Raw genomic sequence first — 23,357 nt, forward strand, 5'->3', positions numbered from 1 at the left:
CGCTTCCGTTTCTCGATTACTCGAACGTGACGAGGTTCAACAAGCGCTGCAGGACGGCGGCCGCCTCCGCTCTCGCGGCGGTGCGCCCGGGCGCCAGCTGTCCGTCGGTCGTCCCTTTCAGGATCCCCTTCTCCAGCATGGCCGCGAACGCTTCTTTCGCCCAGCCGGCAACCGAATCGGAGTCCTTGTAAGCCGAGATGTCCGCCGATGGGCCGCCTTTATCTTCGCCAAGATAGACGAGCGCATGGCCGAGCATGACCGCCATCTCGGCGCGCGAAATCGTTTGATTCGGCCGGAACGTGCGGTCGGCGTATCCGCTCACCAGTCCGGATTCGGCCGCGGCCTCGACGGACGAAGCGTACCACTGCGTGCCTTCGACATCCGTGAAGAGCGGCTTGCCGGACCCTCCTTCCGAAATGCCGAGCGCGCGTACGAGCATGGCGGCGAACTGCGCCCGGGTGACTTGCCCTTCCGGGTCGAACCTTCCGGCGCCGACGCCGAACACGATCTGCTTCGCGGCCATTTCCTCTACGGCCGCCCGGGACCAATGCTGCTTCACGTCCTCGAACTCTGCTCGCGAAGCGACGGCCGCGTAGACGCTGTTGCCCTTGCGTTTGAACAAGAGCACGCTTCGGCCGCCTTCCTTCGTAAGTCGGGAAGGAACGGGCCGCCATTTCCCGGCGCTTTCGTCCAGCCACATGACGGTCGTGCGGTCTGCCTTCGCCGCGTCATCGACGTCAATCGCCCGGGTTAAGAAACGATCGAACGAGTCGATCGTGCGGGCGCGGTCCTGTCCGTCGACTAGCGCAAGCGTGAAATCGAACGGGGAAGACACCGGCGTCAGGCCGTAGTCCCGGTTCAGCCGCGCGGAGATGCGTTCGCCATCCGCACCTGTAAGCTTCCTGAATCCCGCCCGTACGTATCCTCCGTTGCCCGCGTAGGCCTGTAAGGAGTTCTTCAGATCCCCAAGCGGCAAATCGAACCATCCTTCCTCGGAACGTATCCGCAGCTGGGCTTGCTGCCTGCTTCCCAGCAGCTTGGCGATTAGCGAGGCACCCAACTGCACCTCCCCGCCGGATGCGGCGGACGGCAGGCTCAGCTCGTATTTCCCGGCGGACGTTTCCACGATATCGCCATCAACCGTCCGGCCGTTCGGCAGCGTGATCTTCGCCGTAGTCGAGGGGTTGGACGGCTTAACAGGTTCGGGGTCCGACCGGGGCGGTTCCTCCGGCGCCAGAACCCGTACGGGAATCGACATTTGAATGCTTGTTCCATATACTGCATCCGTGACAGTCGCCGCAATATTCGCGTCGCCGGAAGCGATCGGCGAAATGATCAGAAGATTGCCGACGACTTGAGCAGCCGCCACGCCCGGACGGTTCGAAACCGCTCTGTCGATCCGCAAGGCGTGTCCGGCATAGGCCGGCGTTGCCAATTGCTCCGCGGTCATGGATAACGAAGAGCCGCCGCTTTTCAAAATCAAGGGTTGGACGGTCTTAGCGACGGGAGGCAGCATCTCGGAAGAGCCTACCGTCACCGGCAGCAGAATATCGGCGCTGCTTCCGTAGACCGATTCCGTCACGGTCACCGAAGCGATCGTCGATCCAGCCGAGGCTGGCGTAATCCACAATTGGCCGCCCGATATCTCTGCGTTCACGATTCCTGTCGGATTCAGGGTTACGCTAGCGAGAGTCAGCTCCGGCATTCCGTAGACCGAAGCAATGACGCTGACGGGCAAAGCCGTCGCCGGGCTTTCCGCCATCAGATGCAAAGGCTGGGCCAGCGGCTGGTAGACGACAAGCGGCAAGGACACCCGGTCTTTCTGAGAACCGTTGGAATCCACGGCTTCCGCTTCGATGAAGAAGACGCCGCTCGTTGTCGGGGTACCTTGAATGATCCCGTTCGCGTTTCCTTCCAATCCCGGCGGAAGAGCGCCGCTAAAATTCCATTGGACGCCGGATTGGCTTCCCGTGGAGGTCAGCTCCTCGCGATACGCCTGTCCGACTTGTCCGCTCGGGAGAGCGGTCGTCCTCACCTCCGGCGGGGCGGAAACGAGAATTTGCCTTTGCACGGCTGCGGACGTTCCCTTAACAACGGCCTTTAGCGTCGCCTGGGCATTGCCGGACGGCTGTTTCGGCAACTCGACCTGAGCCGTATAGCGGCCGTTGCCATCCGTCGTCACGGATGCCGGAACGGAGCCTTGGGAGATGCTCAGTTCCACTTCCGCATTGGCGATCGGCCTGCCGGTTTCGTCATATACGTATCCGTACGCGGGCAGCCTCTCGCCGGGAGAACCCCCGAGCAACGATTCTTGGAGCGCTTCGTCTCCCAGTTCCAGCGTAATGCGCACGGATGCCGGTGCACCGACATAAGCGAACTTCCCCGCCTCCGTCAATTCGCTGGCACCGTAAGCGTTTTGCACCCGCACGTCGACGACGCCGGTTCCCGGCGGCGAGACGGCCCTTAGCGTGCCGCTGTCGACGAATTCGGTCGAAGCGGCGGGCTCGCCGCCGAACAGCACGACGGAATCCGCCGTGAAGCGATCGCCCGACACGGTAACCGCGGTGCCCCCCAGGGCCGGTCCCGAATCGACGTCGATTCCCGTGAGCGTCGGCGGCGGTTCGATCGGCGAGCCGATCGCGAACGCGATGCCGCCGGACAAATTTCCGATCGCCGCGGCATCCAGCGTCACGGCCGTGATGCCACGGGCTGAGTCGAACGTCTGCCCCGGAAGCAGACTCCAGGACTCGCTTGCCGCATCCCAACGGTACAAGTGATGGGCCTCCGGCGTTACGTTCTCCACTTCGAACGCGACGGTCGAAAAGCTTCCGTTTTGTTGGATTCGGAAATACCGGTTCGCCGTACGGAACGTTCCGATCGTATCGCCGCCCGGGTTCCGCTGGAATATGGAAACTTCCAATTGGCCCTGGCCGACCGCGTTCGCGGTTACGTCCCCGGATTCGACGACCACGGCGCCGTCCGCGGCCGCGCTGGATCCGGTTTCCACGTACGCGGCTTCCGCCGGCAGCACGGGGAAATCTACGACCGTTTGCGCGGTCGCATCGGCGCTGTCCTTTACTTGCACGGCGAGATGGTAATCCCCGGCTTCGGTCGGCACGCCGTCGATAATACCGGTTGACGCGTTCAGCGTCATCCCCTTCGGCATGGTGCCGGAAACGACGGACCAGGAATAGCTGCCGGTACCGCCTTCCGCGGATAGTCGAATGTAACCATAGTCTCCGATCTTCATGGAGATGTCGGCGTCGCTGCTGTCGTCTCTGTTCTTATTGATTTCCGGAGGCTGAACGACGAGCGGCGGCGGAATCACCTTCAGTTTCAGTTCCGCGGAAGCCGATTGGACGGGACTGGAATCATCCGTCGCCCGAACCGTAAACGCATAGCTTCCGAAACTGTCGGTTGCCGGAATCCCCGTGATTTGTCCGTCTTCGCTCAAGCTCAATCCGGACGGCAGTTCCCCGTCGATCACGCTCCAGTGATGGGAGCCGTTTCCTCCCGCCGCTTCCAGCACAGCTTCGTAGGGGTCGCCCGCCTGCCCGTCGGCCAGGCTAGCCGTCGTGATCGCCAGCGGGTTAAACGGAAGCACCCGCAGCGAGATTTCTCCCAGCTGAGCGGGATCGCTCCCCGCTTTGCCGGCGGATACCGCGATCAGCAACGTGCCCGCCGTCGTATCCTTGACTGCCAGTGTCGCTTTCCCATCCGAATCGGTCGTATCCGAGCCCGGGCTCGCGGCCGTCACCTGGGCGGTCGCGGAATTCCCGGCAGTCGCGGTAATCGTGTATCCCGGAAGCGGCACGCCGTTTTCGTTTTTGACAATGACGTTCAGCGTCGCCGGCGTTACGCCGTCCCCCATGATTTCGGTCTCGGTAAAGGCCAAAGCAGATTGCTCCGCCGCGGGAACCGGCTCGGTGAGCACGACCGTCGTTCCGCCCAGCGTTTCGCCCGTCGCTGCATCGTCAATGCGCAGCGCCAGCGTCTCCGCCTGGGTGCCTTGATAGCGGAACTTCACGATGCCCGAGCTGTCGGATACCGCCGTCTGCGCCGGCAGGTTGCCCGATACGCTGCCGGTGCCGGTCAGCTTGACCGACCGTCCCGGCATCGGGGTCCCGCCGCTGTCCGTCACTTGGAACGTAAGCTCCGTTTGGGCGACGCCGTCAGCAGGCAGCACCGGGGGATTGGCAACCAAGCCGCTCAGGCTCAGGCTGTATAGATTGGCCGTTCCGGCGAATTCTTTGGCGAACGCCATCAGCGTCCCCCGAGACGGGTCATAGGACATCATAACCGGATATACGAATTCGTTCGTCAAGGAAGGATTGCGGAAAGACGGCTGTCCGACGGCTTGGACGCGCGTCCACGAAGACAGGACGCCGTCCCCGTTGCCCGTGCCGCCCAATGTGCCGAGGCCCCAGAAGTCTTGCTTCATCGGTCCGACGCCATAGCTGCCCAGCTGCTTTTCGTAGCCGCCGTACAGCACGAGTTGACGCGAGGCTTCATGGTAGGCGGCTCCGGACAGATACAAATCCTGCGGACCGACTCCCGCTTGGTAGACTTGGGTGGTTTTGTCCAACCAGTCGGTCCCGCTCCATTCGTACACTTCGGTTTTTCCGGTCGTCAAATTGCGCGCGATGAGCACCGGCTTCCCGATCCCTTTATGGTAGACCATAAGCGGGTCAAGGGTTTTCGGCGGCTGGACCGTCGGGGATTGCTGAATCCATTGCGTACCCGTGAACATCCAAGTATCCCCATAGGCGGGCAGCATGTTTTCGTTACCGCCGTACAGAATCAAATTCCCGGCGCTGTCCTGCGCCAGTGCCGCGTTCTTCCGGGGCGGCGGAGCATCCGTCCCGGATATCGTCCGTCCGGACCCATTCGGAATCCACGATACGCCATCGTGGAGCTTGGTCCATGCGCCGTCCTTCCAAAGCCACGTATCTCCGAAAACGAGATAGCTGACGTTGCCCGACCAATCGTTCGCTTCGCCTCCGTACAGAACGATGCCGCCAAGCTTCGGCGAATAAGCCATGGAAGCATAGTCTCTTGGTTTCGGCGCCGCAGACAACCCCGTGGCTTGTTGCCAGCCGCTTCCGTTATACAGCATCGTTTTGCCGTCGCCGGTAAACCGCATCAGTTCACCCGACTCCGGATTATAGACCATTCCGTTGCCGTAACCGGGGTCGTCGGAGATCGTTCCTTCCGCTTTCCATATATACTGCCCGCTTGCGCTGGGCGGCGCGATTACGGCGGTTACGTCGGCCGTCCCTGTAAGGCTGTCATAGTCGCCCTCCGTGGCCTCGTGGGTTGAATCGACGACTCGGAACTTCATCGGATAGGTTCCGGCCGTCGTCGGCGTGCCCGACAAGATACCGTTCGCATTCAGCGACAAGCCCGGCGGAAGCGTTCCGGATTCCAGCGACCAGTTGAACGGCGCCGTGCCGCCTTTCACCGGCAACTGATAACTGTAAGGCCGGCCCGCGAACTGTCCGATCTGCCCCGTGCCGTTTACTTGCATGACCGGAATTTTATAAACGAAATCTTTCGAAAAGTTCTCGGCATCCGTCACGCGGATCACGAATTCCTCGCCTCCGCTCGGTGCGAGCAGCGTGCCTTTGATTTCTCCCTTGATCGGATCGAGCGTCAAGCCTTTCGGCAGTGAACCGGAGACGATCGAAAGCTTATAGCTGCCGACCCCGTTCGCCGTCTGCTGTTCTGCCGTGAACGGGTATCCGCCGGACGGGTGGAGCGAAGCGCTGTACGTTTCGCCGACTTTCCCGCCGGGCAAGTAAGGTTCCATCGCGAGCTCGGGCGCGGCCGAGAATGGCACGGCCGGCGGCGTCCCTTTCGCGCCGAGCGTAAAATTCGTGTAGATCGAGATAGGCGGGTAGGGAAAGGCCGGAACCGGGATCATGCCGGCGGAACCTCCGACCTTGATTTGCAATTCCGCATAATTGACCGACGGAGCGTATTGAACCTCCGGGAACTGGATCGTGCCGGACGTGGCCGAAGGCGTGATATCCCACGTCGAATTCCTTACCACGTGCCGGTCGGCGGTATAGTTGAAACGGTCCGTAATGACCGCCCCTGCGGCGCTCGGCCGGGTCGAATCCATGATAAAAGGATCATTGCCGCCAACCATGTAATCGAGATTCAAAGTGATTTTGAATTTGAGCGGCACTTTCGGAATCGAAAGCGGGATCGTGATGCCCGTCGTACGGTCCATCCAGAAAGAACTGCCGCTGAAAGGCGCCGCCTTATTGGTCGAATTGCCGAACCCGAAATTAAGGATCGGCACGCCCAAATTGTATTGTTTTCCCAATACGTCGATAATGAAATGGACGTAAAACCCGACGCCGAACGTCGAATACATCGTATTTTCGTTTCCGCCGACTCCCTGGGACGTCATCGTGACGGTGAACTTGGACTTCTGGCCGACCTCCAGCTTCGGAAGCTTGAAATTCGCTTCGGCCGGCCAATTCCACGCGGCTCCCATCCCGGCGTTGAACTCGAACCATACGCCGATTTTCCCTAGTTCGCCCAAATCCACGAGATAAATAATCGGCCAATTCCAATGGATGCCGGGGAACCCCGATTGGCCAGACAGCGTATACTTGGCCGTCTGGCTTGTCGCGGCAGCCGCGGGAGCGAGTACTTTCGTCTGCGGCTTGAGCGTGTCCGAAGCGGTCAAAGGCGAGCTTGCAGGCGCTTCAGCACCCGATAAGGCGCTTTCCGGGGCGTCCTCCGGCGTCACGGCAGAGGTCTGCGATTCCTCCGCGGTCGGGATCGGGTTCGGCAGCACCGGATTTTCGATCGGCGCCGCCTCGGACATGTCGCTGACGAAGTCCGCGACGAGCTTGCCGTCCTTGAGCTGTCCGGCAACCAGCAGGCCGCTGCCGAGCGAGATCGAGACGCCCTTTTTCGTCTGATATACCGTTTTCGGGGTCAATTGAACGGCCACGTAGTCCGCCAACGCCGATTGCGGTTCCGCTGCCTGAATACCTTCGTCCGCATCCGAATCGAGCTGGATCGCCTCTTGCTTCAGCAGGAGCGCCGAGCCGTTCACGGAAACGACCTCTCCGAACATCGCCGTTCCGACGGCCGACGAAGCAATGCCGGAAGCCGGCGTAGCCTGGGCCGCTTCAGCCGCTTCGACCTTCAACGTGCCCGCGAAGGTCTGGAAGAGCAAGAATGCCGCCGTGACAAAGGCAGCGAACGGTTTCCATCTGCCGAGTCTGTTCATAAGATGAAAATTTCTCCTCTCGCATCTAGTAAACGATTCTATGAACTCAACCGGAATTCTACCTTTTGCCGCTCCCAAGATTCTCCCAAAACAAAAAAGAGTCCCTTTGCCGATCAAAAAAAAGAAGATCGCCGAACCCCGCCGCGAGTGCGGGAACATCGGCCATCTTCCTTCGTATCGATTCCGTCAAGCTGTTATGGATTGCGTTTCAGTCCGACTTATCGCGCGGCTTCGCGCCGCATCACTCCGTTTCCGGCCGCTGCCACAGCGCCATCTGCAGCAGCATCGCATGCTCGAAGCGCCGAGGATCGTATCCGGTGAGCGAAGCGATCTGCTCCAGCCGGTAGATCATCGTATTGCGATGAATGCCAAGCGATGCGGCGGCGCCCGCAACCGATAAATTCGCGGCGCAGAAATGCCGGATCGTTTCCGTCATCTTTTCTTGCCAGACGGGCTCGATCTTCAGCCATAGCCGCTCGCCGTGCTTCCGGGGGATCAGGCTGGCAAGCGCCCTGGCCTCGATGTCGTCGAAGCGAACGATGCCCGCCTGCTCTTGCCCGGCGGCGAACCGCAGCGCCATGTCCGCTTCCTCGAAGCTGGCGCGAACCAGCGCAAGGTTCGCCGCCGGATTGCCTACGGCAATCCGGCCGTTCAAACGCTCGGCCGCCATCCAGTCGGACAGCTTCCGCAGCGAGCGCTCCGCTCCGGCGCGGTCCGCCCGGGCCAGCAACAGGACGAGTCGCTGCGGCCCATCGTTGCCGAGGATCGTTTCCTCGCTTCCGATCGCCTCGACGATACCGGAAATCAGGCTCTCCCGGCTCCGGCTCGCATCGGGGAATGGGCAGGCTACGATTGCCGCCTGATAGGGAGGCTTCCAAGGCAGTTGCAGCGATTGCAGCCGCCGAACGATCGCGTCGGTGTCCGGCGGAGCGTCCTCGCGGCGCACCAAAGCTTCGACGATGAGGTCGATCTCATGCTGCCGCCGCTCCGCCTGCCGCTTCCATTCGATTTGGCGGATCATGAGCTCGGTGGTCATTTTCAGCAATTGTCCGAGCGGTTCCAGTTCGTTCGGCAGGCCCGTGATCCCAATGGCCCCGATCGTGCGTCGTCCGAATCGGATCGGGATGTTGACGCCTTTCTGCGCGCCCGCGTACCGCGTGTCATCGGATTCGTCCACCGCGATCGTCTCGTTGCGGCGAATCGCTTCGGCCGCGGCCTCGTGGCGGATGCCGATGCGGGCCGGGTCGCCGCTTGCGATAATGGTGCCGGATTCGTCCATCATGTTGATATTGCGGCCTACGCGCACCATCGTCTCTCTTACGATTTCTTCCGCCAATTCGGGGGACAGCAGCATGACTTCGGCTCCTTTATGCGCCTCTTCGTTTGTGCATAATGCATGATAATTCTATATCATTTCGATTGATAATTGTACGGAATATACGAAGAGTTCGGAAACAGGGTGAGCTATAATAAGTTGACACGATCGCAACGCTTTATGAAACTGCAGCCGGGAGTGAGGGGTAAGGTGCGTATATTGATTGTTCCGGATTCGTTTAAAGGCAGTTTGACCGCCGTCGCGGCGTCCGAAACGATGGCCGGCGCCGTGCTGGCCGAAATGCCCGATGCGGAAGTGTTTCGCATTCCGCTGGCGGACGGGGGCGAGGGGACGGTCGATGCGCTGGTCGCGGCGCGCGGCGGGCGGACGGTGCCGATCGAAGTGACGGGTCCATTGGGCGAACGGGTTCAAACCTATTACGGTGTCATCGGAGAAACGACGGCAGTCGTGGAAGCGGCGAATTTATGCGGATTGACGATGGTGCCGCCGGAGCGGAGAAACCCGCTGCATACGACTTCCCGGGCACTGGGCGAAGCGATTTTGGCCGCTTTGGACCAAAGCAGCTCGCGGATCATCGTCGGCCTGGGCGGGAGCGCGGTCAACGACGGCGGCATCGGCATGTTGTCGGCGCTCGGGGCCGTTTTCCTGGACGGTGCCGGGCATAAGCTGTCCGGATATGGGCGCGATTTGCCGGAGCTGGACCGGATCGACCTGAGCGGCCTGGATTCGCGCCTCAAACGTTGCGAAATCACCGTGGCGTGCGATGTCCGCAATCCGCTCGTCGGCGAGGAGGGGGCCACGTTCGTGTACGGCCCGCAGAAAGGCGCGTCCGCGGAGATGTGCCGGACGCTCGATGCGGCTATGGCGGCTTATGCCGCCAAGCTGGAGGCATGCTTCGCGGACATGGGCATGGGCGCAGCCGCCGGCGGAGCTCCGCTGCGCGACGCGCCCGGCGCCGGCGCTGCCGGCGGTCTCGGGTTTGCGCTGCTGTCCCTTGGCGCCAAGCTCGTGCCGGGCGCGCAGTTGATCGAAGAGCAGACCGGTCTGAGAGCGGCGGCGCGGGCGGCGGACTGGGTCCTGACCGGCGAAGGGCGGAGCGATGGGCAGACGCTGTACGGCAAGCTGCCGCTGCATGTTGCCCGGCTGGCCCGCGAAGAGGGGACGCGGGCGGTGCTCATTTCCGGCAGCCTCGGCCCGGGGAGCGAGCGCCTGTTGTCCGAGTTCGCCGGATGCTTCTCCATCGTGGAGCAGCCCAGCTCGCTGCAGGACTGCATGGAGCAGGCCGAATCGCTGCTGTATCGCTGCACGCGCAGCGTCGCGCGTCTCATCGCCCAGGCGGCTGGCCGGTAAGACGCGAACGGAACAGGGCCGGCGAATGCCGGCCCTCAGCCTGTTGAAAAACCTTCAACACTTCTGAATTTTATATTCGTTTTTTCGAGTTTACGTGTTGGGATAAACGCAATTCGCCGGCATTCTATGCGAAAAATCGCATACAATCGCTCAACTTTGCGGTCGCAGGGCGAAATGCATTCGAAATTTCAAACAGAATCATTAGAATGATCTGCTAAGATGATTCGTAATTGATCTTTCGAACCGTTGGATGGTTTTCCCAGGGGTATCAAAGAACCCTGGCAACGGCTTCGCCAACAATCTGAGGGCCGGCGAATGCCGGCCCTTTTGAATACGTCCATATATTCGGAAAAGGGGAGGATCGCCCCCTTTTTCAATGCGCCATGCCCGCTAAGCCCGCGGCGTATTGCCGGGCGCTTCCCCGCTTCTTTCGCGCTCGCGCGCTTCCTGCAGCTCCTCTTCCCATGCGAGCGACTGATAATCCGCCGCCTTGTCCGACGTCCGGAACCAATGCAGGAAATCTTCCCACAACGCCACCGGCCAATCGCCGTCGATGTCGGCCGTCGTGTATTTGCCTTCCGCCAGCCGCTCGAACCCGAACACGTCCCGAACTTGCGATTTCTCGGCCAAAACGACGGCCAGCTCCGCCAGATGCGGCGGAATGAACAGCACGCCCATCGGCGTTGCCATCACCACGTCGCCGGGCAGGCAGATCGCGTTGCCGATCCGGCAAGGCACGTTCATGCCCAGCATCGTCACCTGCCGGATCGGCGTCGGATCGATGCCGCGATGGTACACGTTGACGTTGGCGATTTTCTCCACCTGCTGCACGTCGCGCATTCCGCCCCACACGACGGCGCCGCCCCGCTTCGTCCGGGTGGAAATCGCGGTGGTCAGGTTGCCGCCGACGAACGTGCCTTTATAAACCTTGTCGAACATATCGACCACCACGACGTCGTCCTCGACCAGGCTGTCGATCACCCATTGGTTGAAGAAGCCTTTCCTGTGTTCCTCTTCTTGCCCGTATTTCAGCAGCGCGTCGTTCAAGTCGGGACGCTCCGGCGCGAACACCGCCGTCACCGCCCGTCCGACGACCGTCATATTCGGATGAACGGTTTGAAAACCGCCTTGGAACTGAAAATCGTAACCGCGGCGCCAGATGGGGCTCCACGCCTCCTCGAGCGTGATGCGCCGCATTCTGCGCAGGATGTCGTCCGGAACTTTGGGCCGGCCGTTCGCGAACCGTTCTCCTGTCCACAATGGGGTGATCTGGATAATATCTTCGGGATTGTCGTATTTCATCTGCGTTCGCCTTCTCTCCTTAGGGTGTAAGCGCTAGCTCCATTGCCGGTCGTTCGACCAGTACCGGTTCCATTGGTCCGTCGGCTCCCAGAGGCCGGGGATTTCCGGATGCAGGTGCTGCGCGATGACCTCGTCGTTCAAGTCCTCGATGCCCAGCCCGGGTGCATCCGGCACCTGGATATAGCCGTCCTGCACGAGCGGCTTGGGCAGCTTGCTGACGATCAGATCGTCCCACCACGGCACGTCGTTCGAATGGAACTCGAGCGCGAGGAAGTGCTCCGTCGCCGCGGCCGCGTGTACGCCCGCCAGGCAGGCGATCGGGCTCTCCGCCATATGGATGGCCATGGCTACGCCATACGATCCGGCCATATCGCCGACCTTCTTCGTCTCCAGAATGCCGCCGGCGGTCAGCACGTCGGGATGGACGACCGAGATGCCCCCCGACGCCATCAGCGGTTCGAAGTTTTCCTTCAAATAGATGTCCTCGCCCGTGCAGATCGGCGTCGTCACGGCACGCGCGAGCCGCGCGTACTGCTCCGTGTACTGCCAAGGGATCATATCTTCCATCCAGGCCAGATTGAACTTCTCGATCCGCCGCCCCAGCTTGATGCAATCTTCAACCCCGATATGGCCGAAATGGTCGATCGCCAGCGGAATTTCATATCCGATTGCGTCCCGCACCTCCGCCACGTATTGCTCCAGCATGTCCAACCCTTTTTCCGTCACGTGGATGCCGGTGAACGGATGCGCGACGTTCGTGAGCTCGTAATGCCGCCGCTTCTCCTCTTGGGTAAGCGGCACGGAGAACCGGTTGCGCCACTTGTCCGCCAATGCGCGCATCTCCTCGACGAAACCGGGCGGACCGCTCAACGTGCCGGGCTCGTCCGCGAGTTGGTTGATGCCGAGGTCCATTTTCAGGAACGTGAATCCTTTCTCCATCCGTTTCTTGAGCGCCGCGCCCATCGCGCTGCCGGTGTCTTTGCCGTCCACGTCGGTGTCGCAGTACATGCGGATCCGGTCGCGGTATTTGCCGCCCAGCATCTGGTAGACCGGGACGCCGTAGGCTTTGCCGGCCAAATCCCAGAGGGCGACCTCCAGCCCGCTGACGCCGCCGCCTTGCCGGCCGTGTCCGCCGAATTGCTTGATGCGCCGGAACAGTTTGTCGACGTTGCACGGGTTCTCCCCGAGCAGACGGCTTTTCAGCATCAGCGCGTAAAGCTTCTCCGCGTTGTCGCGCACTTCGCCGAAGCCGACCAACCCTTGGTTCGTATAGACTTTGATCAGGCTGCAATGGGTCGGAATGCCGGTAATGTCGGCAAAACGGATATCCGTAATGCGAAGCTCCGACGGCTTCGAGCAGGTATTCACATGGGCCAGCGTGTTTTCATAGGTTTCTCGCGAATGCAAGGGTGAACGCCTCCTCCAAATGGCTGCAAGCATAAAATTGACAGTTTGTTATCTAGAACAGCATGCTGGCCCCGTCCAGCCGGATCGCCGACCCGGTCATGAAGTCCGACGCATCCGAGCTCAGGTAGCAGACCAACTGCCCGACATCTTGCGGCAAGCCGATCCGCCCCATCGGGAACTTGCGCAACAGCACGTCCCGCGGCTTGGTGACGGCCTCTCCCGCCACTTCGTCCGGGATAATGTCCCGGGGTTTGCCGCTCTTCTTCCCCACATCGACGGCGCCGGGCTCGACGGCATTGACCGTGATGTTATACCGGGCCAACTCCAGCGCGCTTTCCCGGCACAGCATCCGCATGCCGCCTTTGGTCATGGCATAAACCGGATCGAAGTCGGTCGGGCGCTTGCTGTGCACCGACGAGATGATGACGATACGCCCTTTGCCTCTCGCCTTCATGGAAGGAATGACCGCTTGCATGCACTGCCAGTATCCTTTCAGATTCACGTGCATGAGCTGATCGTAGGCGGATTCGTCATATTCGAACAGTCCGATGTTCATTTGCAAGGCCGCGTTATTGACCAGAATGTCGATGCCGCCGAAACGTTCGATCACCTGCTCGGCCATCCGGTCGATCTCCTGCTTGCGGGAGACGTCGGCCTGCACGAGCATGCATTCGCCGCCCAGCGCCCGAATGCGCGCCTCCGTGTCTTTGGCGCCGGCATCGCTCGAATTGTAATGAATGGCAACCTTCGCGCCGCATGCGGCGAGCTCGATCGCAATGCCTTTGCCGATGCCGGTGCCCGCCCCGGTGACCAGGGCAATCCGTCCGCTCAAATCCGTCATGATCGCCTATCCCTCCCGGTGCTGCTGGCCGCGCTTCATTTTATGGTCGAGATAATGCAACACGAAGCCGCCGTCCAGCCGAAGGTCCGCGCCATTGACGTAACGGGCTTCGCTTGACGCCAGGAACAGCGCGCAAGCGGCCAGGTCTTCCCAGCTGCCCAGTTCCGCGTTCGGAACCTTGAACCGATAATCCCGGTACTGCGTGGCTACGTCGCTGCGAAATCGTTCGTCGTCCCCTTCGACCGGTCCCATCTCGATCGTGTTGACGCGAACCCCGCTGCGGCCCAGCGTAAGCGCCGCTTCCTTGGCCAACATCTTGATGGCGCCCTGTGATACGCTGTAAGCAAAGGATGAGCCGGTCGGTTTCTCGGCATGGATGGAACTGGCGAAAACGATGCTGCCGGTTCCGGCTTCGGCCATCTGCCGGCCGACGGCCTGGGTGCAGACGAAAGCCGATTTGGCGTGCGCATCCAACATTCGCAGGAACGCGGCTTCTTCCCCGTCTTCCACCCGGATCGGCGCGGCGCACCGACGGTTATGGATCAGTACGGTGACGGGGCCCAGGCGCTCCAGCGCCTCCTGCAGCACGGCATCAACGGCCGCCGGACTGCACAGGCTCGCGTCCGTCGCCATGGTTCGGACGCCGGCTGACCGGCAGGCGGACAGCGCGGCTTGCATCCGCTCTCCGCCCGGATTCCCGCATAGAATGAAATTCGCTCCCGTATCCGACGCGAACCTGCGAACGAGCGCGATGCCCGAATCGCTGTCCGCGTCCGTGATCATGACGGTTCCTGTCATTGGCCATCCCCCTTCAGGCAAGCCCAAACTGTGATGAACAGGTCCATCTTAGATGAGGAGACCGGGCGGGACAATGAATGTATTTTTAGATTTGTTCGGTTTTTTTTAGGCGTTTGCGGGGCGGCTTGCCCGCCCTTCCCATTCGCTAAAAAATCCGGAACAAATTCAAAGATCGCTTCCTGTTCAACCGGGCTCGCCTGCCTTACCATTAGGGTCGTAACGTTACGCTGAAAGCACTTTCACAACTCCAGCAAGGGGGAAACTGTCCATGCGCCAACGCAACATCCGCAAGTCCGCCTACATGCTGCTCGCCGCGCTGCTGCTCGTATTCGTCGCAGCCTGCGGCGGCAAGAACGACGGCAATTCCGCATCGCAACAACCGGAAACCGGCCAGCCTCCGGCATCCAGCGCGTCCGCTTCATCCGGCCAACCGGCGGAGAATGTCACGCTGAAGTTCCTCTATACTTGGCCGGAATTCGAGACCACGATGAAAAAGACGATCGCCATGTTCGAAGAAAAGCATCCGAACATCAAGGTCGAAGTCAGCGTCACGCCGTGGGACAAAATCAAGGATCAGCTTCAAGTCGCCTTCGCCAGCGGCGAAGCGCCCGACGTTACCTTCATGTGGCCCAAGGATATGTCCATCTACATCGGACAAGGCGTGGCCATGGACCTGACGCCTTACTTCGACGCCGATCCGGAATGGAAGAACAGTTTCATCGACCCGGTCATCTTGGATGCGGGCATCTACGACGGAAAGGTATACAACCTCCCGTTCCGCGGCAGCACGACGTTCATCGCCTACAACAAGGACATGTTCGACGCCAACGGCTGGACGGAACCGGCCAACCAAGCCGAGCTTGAACAGCTGATGGACAAGATGCTGGCGAAGGGCATTACGCCGTTCGCGATCGCAGGCAATCCGAACGGCTTCCAGATCGAGAAAATGAACCAGTATTTCGTCGGCTACAATCTGATGCAAGCCGGCATTCTGACCGATCCCGAATACGTGAAAGCCCGCAAGGTCGACATCAAGGGGCCTTATGCCGAAGCCGTCAAGAAATCGAAGGAATGGTACAAGAAAGGCTATTACGGCAAAAGCCCGCTCGGCGTAGGGCGCGAACAGGCGCAAGCGCTGTTCTACACGGGCAAGAGTCCGATGATTCTGCTGAACAACAACGAATTGACCGCCATGCGCAATGGCGTGAACGGCAAGTTCAAGATGCAATTCATGGTGATTCCGGCTCCGGAAGGCGCCAAAGACTTCTTCCTGCCCGGAGGGTTCGACGGCTTCATGGCGAACAGCAAGACCGAGCATCCGGATGAATCGATCGAGCTCCTGAAGTTCCTGAACTCCGAGGAAGTGCAAAACCTGTGGGCGGAGGAAACGCTCTCGGTGATGACGCGCAACGGCGTGAAGTATAACGATCCGGACATGAATACGTTCGCCAAATACATCAAGGTCGCGGGCAAGTACACGCAGTTCCCGGACTACAACGTCGGCGATGTCGTCACGCGGAACGCCCAGGAGTTCGCCAACTTCCTGCTGCAGGATTCCTACACGCCGGAGAAGCTGGAGCAAGTGTGGAACGACAATTACAAGAAACAGATCGAACTGGCGAAGTAAACTAAGGATTTTGTACTGCTAGCAAACGGCATAGCTGCTTCAGGCAGCGGCGTCCCTGCGGGCCGGATGGAACGCGGAGACGCCGCAGCCCGTTGTCGCATCGGAAGGAGAGCGAATCGGATGGGCATCCCATCGATCGAGAGAAGGAGAAGACGGCTCGGTTACGTCTTTCTTCTGCCGTCATTCGCCATACTCGGGGCCTTTCTGTTCTACCCCGTCGTCAACAGCCTGATCATGAGCTTCACCGACTGGACGGGCTTCGGCAACGGGTTCGCCTGGATCGGATTCGACAATTACGTCCGGATGTTCGCGGATATGCCGGATTTCTGGGCGTCGCTGGGCGTGAACCTGAAATTCGCGGTCATCACGTCCGTCGTGCAGACGATCCTGGGCTTCCTGCTCGCGTTCGGCGTCTATCAATTGACCCAGCGTTGGCAGAAGTTTTATCAGATTGCGCTCTATGTGCCGGTCATCCTCCCAGCGGCGGCCGTCGCGGTCATGTGGGTGTTCATGTACGACCCCAATTTCGGCTTGATCAACCAGTTCTTGTACGCGGTAGGCCTGGACTCGCTGGCCAAAGGATGGCTCGGGGAACCGGGAACGGCGCTCGCGAGCGTCATCGTCACGAACACTTGGCGATACGTCGGGTTTTCCATGATCTTGTACTATATCGCCATGCTGGACATTTCCAAGGAAATCCTGGAGTCGTCCACGATCGACGGCGCGACCAAACTCAAGCAATTGCGGCATTTTTTCTTGCCGCTGACGTGGGGAACGACGGAAATCAATTTCATGCTCTCGCTCATCGGCGGGATGAAATCGTTCGACATGTTTTATCTCATGACGGGAGGCGGGCCGGGCACGTCGACCCAGGTCGTGGGCATGCTGATCTATCGCGAGGCGTTCCAGAATTTCCGGTTCTCCTCCGCGTTGACGATGTCCGTGATCCTGTTCGTCGTCATTCTGATCATTACGGTGATCAGCCGCACCCTCCTGAAACCGAAAGAGCTATGACCGATCCGGGGAGGTGAAACGATTGTTCAAAACCGAAATATCGCCGACCGGACGGCACTCGAGCAACGCCGCACGGGCCATTGCCGTTGTCGGTCAGCTCGCGCTTGGGATCGTCGCCCTGCTTACGCTGTATCCGATCCTGTTCATTCTCATGACTTCTTTCAAATCGACGACGGACGTCATCACGAAGCCGTTCGCGGTCACGAAGATGATGCTGGACAATTACGCGGTGGCTTGGAAACTCGGGCATGTCGCCGAATATTTCCTGAACAGCGCGATCGTGACCGTCGTCACTTTGATTTTTCAGCTGGTCATCACCATCATGGCCGCCTATGCGTTCGGCAAACTGCGTCCCCGGGGCCACAACGCTCTGCTGCTCCTTTATTTGACGGCTTTATTCATTACGATCGAGATGACCACGGTGCCCGTGTTCATGCTGCTCAAGGATTTGGGACTCATCCATACCCGGTGGGGATTGATTTTGCCTTATACGGCATCCGGCGTCGTCATGGGCATCTACATCATGACCAATTTCGTCAAGGGACTGCCCAAGGAAGTGGACGAGGCGGCGGTCGTGGACGGCGCGTCGCTGTTCCAGATCTTGATCAAAATCGACATTCCGCTGATCTCGCCGGTCATCGCGACGGTCGTGATCATTAATTTCCAGCACGCGTGGAGCGAATTTTATTGGGCGCTGATCGCGGTGAAGGACGAAGCGCTGAAGACGTTGCCGCTCGGGCTCATCAATTTTCAGTCGGAGTACGGCAGCGATTACGGCGTGCTGGCGGCAGGGCTGATGATTTTGACCATACCGGTGCTGATCGTGTATTTGTACTGCTCCAAATACTTCATCGAAGGAGTCGCGGTCGGCGCCGTAAAAGGATAACGAGTTGGGAGGATATGCGCGATGGGAAAAATGCCGTTGGAAACGCGGGGCATAACCGACAGCCGCCTGGCATTCGGGTGCATGCACTTATGCGGAGGCATGAAGTTGAATCCGATTACGGAAGAAGAAATCCGGAACACGGAACGGCTGGTGGACGCGGCTTTGGAGGCGGGGATCACGATGTTCGACCATGCGGACATCTACGCCAAAGGGCTGGCGGAAGCCGTCTTCGGCGAAGTGATGAAACGCCGGCCGCAGCTGCGGGACAAGATCGTGATCCAATCGAAGTGCGGCATCCGGCTGCCGGAAGGAACGGCTCCCAAGCGGTATGACTTCTCGCGGGACCACATTCTGGGCGCGGTGGAAGGCAGCCTCAAGCGGCTGCATGTGGAGAAGCTCGATGTGCTGCTGCTTCATCGGCCCGACGTGCTGATGGAGCCGGAGGAGATTGCCGAGGCGTTCAGCAAGCTGCGGGATGCCGGCAAAGTCGACCATTTCGGCGTATCGAACATGAGCGCGGATCAAATCCGCTACCTGCAGGCCTATCTGCCGGTGCCGCTCGCGGTCAATCAGCTGGATCTCAGCCTGGGCAAGCTGGAATGGCTGGACAGCGCCGTCACGGTGAACCGGCGGATCGACAAGACGGTGAGATTCCCGGAGGGGACGATCGAACACTGCCGGAAGGAAAATATTCAGCTTCAGGCTTGGGGCTCGTTGGCCCAAGGGAGATTCACCGGCAGAGAGATGGACTTGACCGAGGCGGAGCGGGCGACGGCCGCGCTCGTCGCGCGGATGGCGCAAGAGAAAGAGACGACGCCCGAGTCGATCGTGCTGGGCTGGCTGATGCGCCACCCGGCGAAGATCCAGCCGATTACCGGCACCGTCAACCCGGCGCGGGTCGCCGCATGCGCGGATGCCGTCCGCCAGGCCGATCTGATGACGAGGGAAGAATGGTACGCGCTGTATAACACGAGCAGAGGAGCCGATATTCCGTGAAGAAGCTGATCAACGGTCCGGATCGGGTCGTGGACGAAATGGTGGAAGGCTACGCGGCCGCTTACCCGCAATACGTCGTTCAGTTGACGGGCAGCAAGCGCGCGCTGGTACGGACGCAACTGCGCAAAGGCAAGGTCGGCATCGTGATCGGCGGAGGATCCGGCCATGAGCCGGGCTTCATGGGTTATGTCGGCCGGGGTTTCGCGGACGGCGTCGCGGTCGGGAACGTCTTCGCCTCCCCTTCGCCGGACCCGATCGTCGCCGCGACGAAGGCGGTCGATCAAGGGGCAGGCGTTCTCTACATGATCGCCAACTACGCCGGCGACAACATGAATTTCGAGATGAGCGCGGAGCTGGCGGCGATGGACGGCATTCGCACGGCTGCGGTGAGAGTCACGGACGACGTCGCTTCGGCGCCGGCGGGAGACGAGGAGAAACGGCGGGGGATCGCCGGCGTCGTTCTGCAGTACAAAGTCGCGGGCGCTGCGGCGGAGCGGGGATATTCGCTCGAGCGGCTCGTTGAGCTGTGCGGCAAGGCGAACCGCAATACCCGCTCGATGGGCGTTGCGGTCAGTCCATGTTCGATGCCGCAGACGGGCAAGCCCGCTTTCGAGCTGGCGGAAGACGAAATGGAAATCGGCCTCGGCATTCACGGCGAGCCGGGGCTCGTCCGGGGCAAGCTGGCTTCGGCCGACGAAACGGCGCAAAGCCTGATCGAACGGATCGTGCCGGATTTGGGTCTAGCTAGCGGCGATCGGGTTGCCGTCATGGTTAACGGACTCGGTTCGACGACTTATATGGAAATGTTCATCGTGTTCCGCAAGGCGAAGCAATTACTGGATGCGCAGGGGATCCGCATCCATCGCGCCCATGTCGGCGAATTCGTCACTTCGATGGAAATGGGCGGCCTGTCGATTACGTTGATGAAGCTGGACGACGAACTGGCGGGACTGATCGACGATCCTGCCGACTGTCCCGCGTTCACTCAGGCATAAGGGGGGTCAAGGCGATGAGTTTAACCGTAACGCAATTCGCCGGCGTCCTGAACCGGATTGCGGACCGCATCTCGGAGCGGAAGGAATATTTGTGCGAGCTGGACCGCCATATCGGAGACGGCGACCATGGCGTATCGATGGACATCGGCTGGTCGGCGATCCGGCAGAAGCTGCGGGAATTGGAAAGCGAACGCGATCTGGGCGCCTTGCTTCAGGCGGTCTCCCTCGCCTTCCTGAATGCGGTCGGGGCATCCGTCGGGCCGCTGTACGGGACGGCGTTCCTGCGGGGCAGCGCGGTCGCCAAGGGGAAGTCGGAGCTGTCCGACGAGGAACTGGCGGAATTCTGGATCGCCGCGATCGGCGGCATCCGGCAGCGCGGGAAGGCCGAACCGGGCGACAAAACGATGATCGACGCGTGGGCGCCGATCGCCTCCTCGCTGGAAGCGTCCCTCGCGGACGATGAGCCGTGGGATTCGGCTTGGGACAAGGCGGTCCGGGCCGGCGAACGGGGAATGAACGCCACGAAGGATCTCGTCTCGCGGAAGGGCCGATCGGGGCGGCTGGGAGATCGCTCCGTCGGGCACGTCGATCCGGGCGCGGCTTCCGCTTGGCTCATCTTCTCCACGTTCGTGCAGGCGCATCAGGAAGCGCAAACGCAATCGTAACTTCAAGCCCCGTCCTTCTCTATTTCCAATCCTTCCATCCGGTGTCATAATGATGGCGAGGGAGGCATTCGACATGTTTCGCAGACCCCATCGTACGTTCGCGCTGATCTTGCCGTGCCTGCTCGCGTCCGGCATGCTGCTCGCCGCAGGCTGCAGCGGCGGGTCGATCTCGCCGGATGCCGCGGAGACGCTGGGACCGACGGGCGGGACGGAACCGGTCACGATCCAAATCGGATTCAATCCTCCGTACGAAATATCCCGGGAGGAAATCCGGGCGTTCGAACGGGACAACCCCGACATCCGCATCGAGACGTTCGACGGGCAGGACTACAACAAGGTGATGGCCATGATCGCGGCCGGCCGCGCGCCGGATATTCTGCGCATCTCGGGCACGTTCGATTTCGTGCCCTTCGTGGAGAAAGGCTACGCCTTGAATCTGGAGCCCTATATGGCCCAAAGCGCTGTATTCGACCAAAACGATTTCGCGCCGATCGCGAACCTGTTCCGGTATGACGGCCAAGTCCAAGGCCGCGGCCCGATGTACGGATTCGTGAAGGATTGGTCGCAGGATTTCACGCTGTGGTACAACAAGAAGCTGTTCGATGAAGCGAACGTGCCGTATTTAAGCCCGACAGAGCCGATCACCTGGGAGGAATTGCTCGCGATCAGCAAAAAGCTGACGAAGACGGAAGACGGGCGCATCACCCAATACGGGTTCATGCCTCTCGGCGGCGCGCAGATGTCGCAAAACCTGCTGCTGCTCCAACTGGCGCAGCTCGGCCGGTCGCCCTTCTCCGAAGATTTCTCCGGCGCGGATTTAACGACTCCGGAAGCGAAGCGGATCATGCGGTACTGGAAGGACGTCGTCGACGCGAACGTCGGCGCCAATGCGGTGAATCAGGCGCAGGACAAAGCGAGCGACGCCTGGTTCGACGATAAGGTCGCGATCATGATGAGCGGCAACTGGTTCGCCGGCCGGATTCGCAACACGGAGAAGGCGAAAGGCCGCTTGCAGGATTACGGCTTCGCGCCGGCTCCCGTATTCGAGGGAGGCGTTCGGATCTCCCCTACTGGATATGCGGTAGGAGGCGTCATTTCGAAACAGACCCGGCATCCGGATGAAGCTTGGCGGGTGTTCGAATGGTTTTTCGGAGGCGAGCCCGCGGACGAGCGGGCCAGGACGGGCGTCGGGCTGCCGGCGTTCAAGTCGAAAATGCCGCTGCTGCGGCAGGATACCGCTTGGGACCGGGAAATCTTCCGGTATCAGAGCGAGGAGATGAAATACGCGGACCGGTACTTGCCCTTCAACCCCTACTTGTCGGGGACGGCGATGGACAGTCTGATCGATCAATATTTCGTCCCGGTCTACTTCGGCCGAAGCACGGTGGATGAAGCGGCCGGCCGCATGACCGACGCGCTGAACCTGCTCATACGGGAAGGCCGTCAGGCCGCGGGCGATCTGCCATCCGGCGGATAAAGGGATTCCAGCGGCTGTCACCCCATCGAGTGTGAAGAACGGACGGATCGCGGGCGAGGAGGTGCGCAGAGGCAAATGTACAAAATGTTGATCGTCGACGATGAACCGGAAATTCGCAGCGGCCTGCGTTATTTGGATTGGGGATCGGTAGGCGTCGAAGCCGTCGGGGAATGCGAGCACGGCCTGGAAGCCTGCCAATGGCTGGAGCAACACGCGGCGGATCTGATTCTGACGGACATCCGGATGCCGGTCATGAACGGTCTCGAATTGGCCGAGCACGTGGCCAAGCGCTACGGTCACATCAAGACCGTCGTGCTGTCCGGATACAACGATTTCGAGCTGGCCCGGGAGAGCATGCGGCGCGGTACGCTCGATTATTTGCTGAAGCCGATCAATCCGGACGAATTGCTGTCGGTCGTCTCCTCCGCGGTCGAGACGCTGCGCAAGGAAGGCCAGCAGCGCGAGAACCAGAAGCGTCTGGAACGGAAGGTCCGCCAATCGACGAAGCTGCTGAGGCAGCAATTTTTGCGCCGCCTGCTGTTCCAGTCCGTCGATCCCGACGAGATGGAGGAAGGCTGCGCGGCGGCGGAGCTGCTGTTGGAAGACCGGCGGTGCGCCGTCGGCGTGTTGAAGCTCGATCTTCAGGTCCCTTGGGAGCAAGCCTATACCGACAAAGACCGCAAACTCATTCTGTTCGCCTGCGACAACGTGATTTCCGATCTCTGGGATGAAGCCGGCAGCGGCTATCATTTCGTCGAACCTTCCGAAGGCGTCGTATACTTGGTCATGGCGCTCGATCCTTCGGACCCGGGCGAACCGCTCCCGGAGAAAATGAGCGGTCTTAAGCAGCATTTGAAGAAGTTCCGCGGCTTGTTCCGCACGACGATTTCGATTGCTTTCGGCTCCGAACAGGAACCCGGCAGCCTGGATCGCTCCCTCCAGCAGGCGCTTGCCGTTATGGCGCAAGCAGGCAGCGACGCCATGGCGATCTATGACGGTGGTTTGTCGACTCCTGGCGAACCAACGGAACAGTCGGCGGGCAAGGCGGATACCCCGCAGCCCGCAGCCGAAGAAGGCGGCAAGCCGGCGCATTACGTGGTGAACGCCGCCAAGGCATATGTCCAGGCTCACTACGATCGCGTGCTGACCTTGCAGGAAGTGGCGCAGCATGTCCATATCAACGCCTCGTATCTCAGCTATTTGTTCAAGGAAGTGACGGGCGATACTTTCGTGCATTTTCTGACTTCCCTGCGCATTCGCAGAGCCAAAGAGCTGTTGCAAGACCCGCAATACAAAGTCTACGAAATCGGCCAAATCGTCGGGTACGAGAATCCGCGGTATTTTGCCGAGATTTTCAAGAAACATACCGGCAAGACCCCTTACGAATATCGCTGCAATTGACCATACGGCC

At 60.5% G+C, this 23,357-nt stretch carries 15 protein-coding genes; 9 read left to right on the plus strand and 6 right to left on the minus strand.

What is annotated here, in order from left to right; translation table 11 throughout:
• Positions 1–16 precede the first annotated feature (16 nt).
• Entirely contained in the window at positions 17–7,252 is a 7,236-nt protein-coding gene (locus tag PTZ19_RS08760; protein ID WP_276353811.1) for a putative Ig domain-containing protein, read from the minus strand.
• Between the two features lie 241 nt (positions 7,253–7,493).
• Positions 7,494–8,606 carry a CdaR family transcriptional regulator gene (locus tag PTZ19_RS08765; RefSeq protein ID WP_276353812.1) on the minus strand — a complete coding sequence of 371 codons (1,113 nt, stop codon included), beginning with the start codon at positions 8,604–8,606 and terminating at the stop codon, positions 7,494–7,496.
• 171 nt (positions 8,607–8,777) lie between these two features.
• On the opposite strand from PTZ19_RS08765, the gene PTZ19_RS08770 reads away from it, so the two are divergent.
• Positions 8,778–9,938: a glycerate kinase gene (locus PTZ19_RS08770; protein WP_276353813.1), complete on the plus strand. Its 1,161-nt coding sequence runs from the start codon at positions 8,778–8,780 to the stop codon at positions 9,936–9,938.
• Between the two features lie 390 nt (positions 9,939–10,328).
• Here the strand turns inward: PTZ19_RS08770 and PTZ19_RS08775 are convergent, their stop codons facing one another.
• Genes PTZ19_RS08775 through PTZ19_RS08790 form a run of 4 tightly spaced genes read right to left on the minus strand, consistent with a single transcriptional unit; the run spans position 10,329 to position 14,286 of the window.
• On the minus strand, positions 10,329–11,240 hold the full coding sequence (locus PTZ19_RS08775; protein WP_276353815.1) for an RraA family protein: 912 nt from the start codon (positions 11,238–11,240) through the stop codon (positions 10,329–10,331).
• Between the two features lie 33 nt (positions 11,241–11,273).
• The gene (locus PTZ19_RS08780) at positions 11,274–12,647 is read right to left on the minus strand and encodes a mandelate racemase/muconate lactonizing enzyme family protein (RefSeq protein ID WP_276353816.1); all 1,374 of its coding nucleotides are present in this window, start codon (positions 12,645–12,647) and stop codon (positions 11,274–11,276) included.
• Positions 12,648–12,699: 52 nt separating this feature from the next.
• A complete protein-coding gene (locus PTZ19_RS08785; RefSeq protein WP_276353817.1) occupies positions 12,700–13,488 on the minus strand; it encodes an SDR family NAD(P)-dependent oxidoreductase in 789 nt (262 codons plus the stop codon).
• Between the two features lie 6 nt (positions 13,489–13,494).
• Positions 13,495–14,286 carry an SDR family NAD(P)-dependent oxidoreductase gene (locus PTZ19_RS08790; RefSeq protein ID WP_276353818.1) on the minus strand — a complete coding sequence of 264 codons (792 nt, stop codon included), beginning with the start codon at positions 14,284–14,286 and terminating at the stop codon, positions 13,495–13,497.
• 268 nt (positions 14,287–14,554) lie between these two features.
• Here PTZ19_RS08790 and PTZ19_RS08795 point away from each other — a divergent pair, with 268 nt between their 5' ends.
• The 8 genes from PTZ19_RS08795 (at position 14,555) to PTZ19_RS08830 (ending at position 23,347) form a co-directional block, all read left to right on the plus strand.
• Complete coding sequence (locus PTZ19_RS08795; RefSeq protein WP_276353819.1) at positions 14,555–15,913, plus strand: ABC transporter substrate-binding protein; 1,359 nt, start codon at positions 14,555–14,557, stop codon at positions 15,911–15,913.
• Positions 15,914–16,033: 120 nt separating this feature from the next.
• Positions 16,034–16,927, plus strand: a complete 894-nt coding sequence (locus tag PTZ19_RS08800) for a carbohydrate ABC transporter permease (protein WP_276353820.1) — start codon at positions 16,034–16,036, stop codon at positions 16,925–16,927.
• A 22-nt stretch (positions 16,928–16,949) separates the two neighbouring features.
• The gene (locus PTZ19_RS08805; RefSeq protein WP_276353821.1) at positions 16,950–17,813 is read left to right on the plus strand and encodes a carbohydrate ABC transporter permease; all 864 of its coding nucleotides are present in this window, start codon (positions 16,950–16,952) and stop codon (positions 17,811–17,813) included.
• A 21-nt stretch (positions 17,814–17,834) separates the two neighbouring features.
• Positions 17,835–18,809, plus strand: coding sequence for an aldo/keto reductase (locus PTZ19_RS08810; protein WP_276353822.1), 975 nt, complete (start codon positions 17,835–17,837; stop codon positions 18,807–18,809).
• Positions 18,806–19,804, plus strand: coding sequence for a dihydroxyacetone kinase subunit DhaK (locus PTZ19_RS08815; protein WP_276353823.1), 999 nt, complete (start codon positions 18,806–18,808; stop codon positions 19,802–19,804). The genes PTZ19_RS08810 and PTZ19_RS08815 overlap by 4 nt, the downstream gene beginning before the upstream one ends.
• A gap of 14 nt (positions 19,805–19,818) precedes the next feature.
• Positions 19,819–20,469 carry a dihydroxyacetone kinase subunit DhaL gene (gene dhaL, locus PTZ19_RS08820; RefSeq protein WP_276353824.1) on the plus strand — a complete coding sequence of 217 codons (651 nt, stop codon included), beginning with the start codon at positions 19,819–19,821 and terminating at the stop codon, positions 20,467–20,469.
• 73 nt (positions 20,470–20,542) lie between these two features.
• Positions 20,543–21,946: an ABC transporter substrate-binding protein gene (locus tag PTZ19_RS08825; protein WP_276353825.1), complete on the plus strand. Its 1,404-nt coding sequence runs from the start codon at positions 20,543–20,545 to the stop codon at positions 21,944–21,946.
• 75 nt (positions 21,947–22,021) lie between these two features.
• Positions 22,022–23,347 (plus strand): response regulator transcription factor, encoded by a 1,326-nt coding sequence (locus PTZ19_RS08830; RefSeq protein WP_276353826.1) that lies wholly within the window; start codon positions 22,022–22,024, stop codon positions 23,345–23,347.
• Positions 23,348–23,357: the final 10 nt, after the last annotated feature.

Source organism: Cohnella caldifontis (assembly GCF_029360585.1).
Lineage (GTDB): Bacteria > Bacillota > Bacilli > Paenibacillales > Paenibacillaceae > Cohnella > Cohnella caldifontis.